Raw genomic sequence first — 3,233 nt, 5'->3', positions numbered from 1 at the left:
GCTCCTCATCAATGATGATGGCTCCTATGTTTTTTAAAGGAGCAAAGATTGCTGAGCGTGCTCCCACGACTACCCTGGCCTCCCCACGTTCAACTTTCCGCCATTGATCGTACTTTTCACCATTTGATAAGCCCGAGTGTAGAATGGCTACTTCCTGACCAAACCGCGAGATAAAACGGTCTGTCATCTGTGGTGTCAGGGAAATCTCAGGGACCAACATGATAGCCGTTTTCCCCTTATTTAGAACTTCCTGAATAATCTGCAAATAAACTTCCGTTTTCCCACTTCCAGTCACTCCTTCTAATAAAAAAGGATTTGATGTTTTTCCAAACTGAGAAACAACTGTTTCCACAGCTTTTGACTGCTCTGTATTTAAAAGCAGGGCTTGGGACTGTTCTTTTCCTTCATAATAAGCAGCCGCCCGATTCACTTCTCGCTCAGTAATTTCTAACACACCCTGATCAATAAAATAAGCCACTACTTCTCGTGAAAAATTCTGATACAATCCTGCTAAAGGTTGCTCCCCTTGCTCTAGTAACAGGTGTTCTTTCAATGCTAGCCTTTTTTTAGCTCTCGCAGTCGGTTGCAGTTCTTTTAATCGTTCCTGGTTAACGCGATACCATTTTTCTGTTTTAATTTGTTTCTTATCCTTGGCCTTGTATTCAAGTACCAAATCACCTTTTCTGACCAACCGCATCACTTGGGCTTGATCGGCCGCATCTAGAGAAGAAAAAGAAACTTCATTTTTTTCACCAAAAAGTTTCTTTTTGAGAGTTGGATCCAAAGATGGTTGAGGATACAAAATCTTGTCATAACTGGAATTAAGAAGTGAGGGAAGCATGGCTTTTAAAATCGTTATTTTGTAGGAAAAGACACTTTTTCGCAATTGATCTGCCAACCAGAACTGCTCTTGATTTAAGACAGGAGTGTAGTCTAATACCTCTCCAATCGCCTTCAATTCCTCGCTTGTATCTGCCTCTTCTACAACGTCTACCACAATCCCTTGAATGAGGCGATTCCCTTTACCAAAGGGGACATGAACTCGCATTCCCGCCTCAACCATATCTTCAAATTCTGATGGAATCTGATAGGAATAGGGTTTATCCGTCTGCATCAATGGGACATCTACGATTACTTTTGCGATCACTTTTTCACCTCCAGCCTCTATTATATGTGCTTTACTTTATCACGGAACCCTTTAAATAGCAAAAAATAAGATTGAGAAGCTCCCAACCTTAAATTTTTTCACCATCTTCTTTTTCTTTGGCAATTTGTTCCTTAATTTTGCGCTCCTCTTCTTCTTTACGAATCCGCTCAGCTTCACTACGTCGGCGAAGAGCTTCACGTTTTGCTTCTGGGTCAGGGTGAACAACCACATTGCCCGACTCGATTTCTTCAAGCGCTTGTAATGTTGATTTCACTGATTTAAATTCTTGAGTTGGAACTGCACCACTTTCCAATTCATGTGCTCGTTTCGCCTCAAGAATGACCAATGAATATTTGGATGGTACTTTGTCAAGCAACGTATCAATAGAAGGTTTTAACATCATATTCCTACACCTATTTTCTAATTATTTATCTCGTCACAATTGTCTGTGTTTTAGGTAACATATCCAGATAATGACCAATAACACGATCTACACGGAAGTGCTCAGCTTCGATCACACGCTTCACACGCTCAGCTGCAAGAGGGACTTCATCATTAACAATCGCGTAGTCATATTCACGCATCATAGCGATTTCTTCTTTGGCTTTCTCAATCCGTTGCGCAATCACTTCTGCACTATCTGTTCCACGTCCCACCAATCGATCTTGCAATTCATCCAAATCAGGCGGAGTTAAGAAAATAAAAACTGCATCTGGAACTTTCTTCTTTACTTGAAGGGCACCCTGAACTTCAATTTCAAGAAATACATCGATTCCCTTGTCCAAGGTTTCGTTCACATAGGTTAAAGGAGTCCCATAGTAATTTCCAACGTACTCAGCGTACTCCAACATTTGCCCTTGACGGATCAAATCTTCAAATTCTTCACGTGTACGGAAAAAATAGTCGACACCATCCACTTCACCTGGACGTTGTGCACGCGTCGTCATCGATACAGAATACTGAAACTGATTGTCCGAGTTTTCAAAAATTTCTCGTCTGACCGTTCCTTTTCCAACCCCCGAAGGGCCAGAAAATACGATTAATAAGCCACGATCCGCCATGATTTCTCCTTCAATGTCTTTCTATCTAGTGTAACAAAAATCGGCCTAATTTTCAACTGATTTTTTCATTCAAAAAGCTTGAGATGCTGGATCTCAAGCTTTTTGTTTATTTTGCGTAATCGACTGCACGCAATTCTCGAATAACGGTAACCTTAATGTTTCCAGGATATTCAAGATTGGACTCGATCTTCTCACGAATATCATGAGCTAAGATCGTCACTTTATCATCCTTGATTGCCTCAGGGCTAACCATAATACGGATTTCACGACCCGCTTGAAGGGCGAAACTTGTCTTAACTCCTTCAAAACTATTTGCAATTTCTTCAAGATCTTGCAAGCGTTTGATGTAGCTTTCAAGTGACTCACTTCGTGCTCCAGGCCGAGCTGCACTCAAGGCATCCGCTGCAGCGACAATGACTGCGATGACACTTTCTGGTTCCACGTCACCATGGTGACTGGCAATGGTATTGACCACCACTGGGTGTTCCTTGTACTTCCGTGCCAATTCAGTTCCAATCTCGACGTGACTTCCTTCCACTTCACGGTCAATCGCTTTACCGATATCATGTAAGAATCCTGCACGTCGTGCCAAGGTAGCATTTTCACCCAACTCGCTAGCAATAATACCAGAAAGTTTGGCAACTTCAATGGAGTGACGCAAAACGTTTTGACCATAAGAAGTACGGAATTGCAACCGTCCCATGATTTTCATCAAATCTGGATGGAGGTTTGGCGCACCAATTTCATAGGCAGCCGCCTCACCGTATTCACGAATACGATTGTCAATTTCCTGACGGTTCTTCTCAACCAGCTCTTCGATACGGGCTGGATGGATCCGACCATCTTTGAGAAGGCTCTCCATTGTCATGCGGGCGATTTCACGACGAATCGGATCAAACCCTGACAAGGTCACCACTTCAGGCGTATCATCAATAATCACATCGACACCTGTCAAGCTCTCAAAGGTACGAATATTGCGCCCTTCACGACCGATAATCCGACCCTTCATACTATCGTCCGGCAAA

Annotated in this window: 4 protein-coding genes; all 4 read right to left on the bottom strand. The window is 42.7% G+C overall.

Annotated features, from left to right (window positions below; all coding sequences use genetic code 11):
- Nucleotides 1–1,114: primosomal protein N' family DNA-binding protein (locus SPADD19_RS10565; RefSeq protein ID WP_241496584.1), on the bottom strand; the 1,114-nt coding region annotated here is incomplete at its 3' end.
- 121 nt (nucleotides 1,115–1,235) lie between these two features.
- On the bottom strand, nucleotides 1,236–1,550 hold the full coding sequence (gene rpoZ / locus SPADD19_RS10560) for a DNA-directed RNA polymerase subunit omega (protein WP_003018070.1): 315 nt from the start codon (nucleotides 1,548–1,550) through the stop codon (nucleotides 1,236–1,238).
- A gap of 25 nt (nucleotides 1,551–1,575) precedes the next feature.
- On the bottom strand, nucleotides 1,576–2,208 hold the full coding sequence (gmk, locus tag SPADD19_RS10555; RefSeq protein WP_013904759.1) for a guanylate kinase: 633 nt from the start codon (nucleotides 2,206–2,208) through the stop codon (nucleotides 1,576–1,578).
- 106 nt (nucleotides 2,209–2,314) lie between these two features.
- Nucleotides 2,315–3,233, bottom strand: a 919-nt coding sequence (gene rny / locus SPADD19_RS12980) for a ribonuclease Y (protein WP_241496582.1), incomplete at its 5' end; no start/stop codon positions are given.

Source organism: Streptococcus parasanguinis (assembly GCF_001578955.1).
GTDB classification, from domain to species: domain Bacteria; phylum Bacillota; class Bacilli; order Lactobacillales; family Streptococcaceae; genus Streptococcus; species Streptococcus parasanguinis_U.
Note: the sequence above shows the minus strand (reverse complement) of the source record. Positions and strands in the feature narration are given on the sequence as shown.

Bases quoted from the DNA above. Each gene is read 5' to 3' on its own strand.
- rpoZ (WP_003018070.1), bottom strand. From the start codon at position 1,550: ATGATGTTAAAACCTTCTATTGATACGTTGCTTGACAAAGTACCATCC.
- gmk (WP_013904759.1), bottom strand. From the start codon at position 2,208: ATGGCGGATCGTGGCTTATTAATCGTATTTTCTGGCCCTTCGGGGGTT.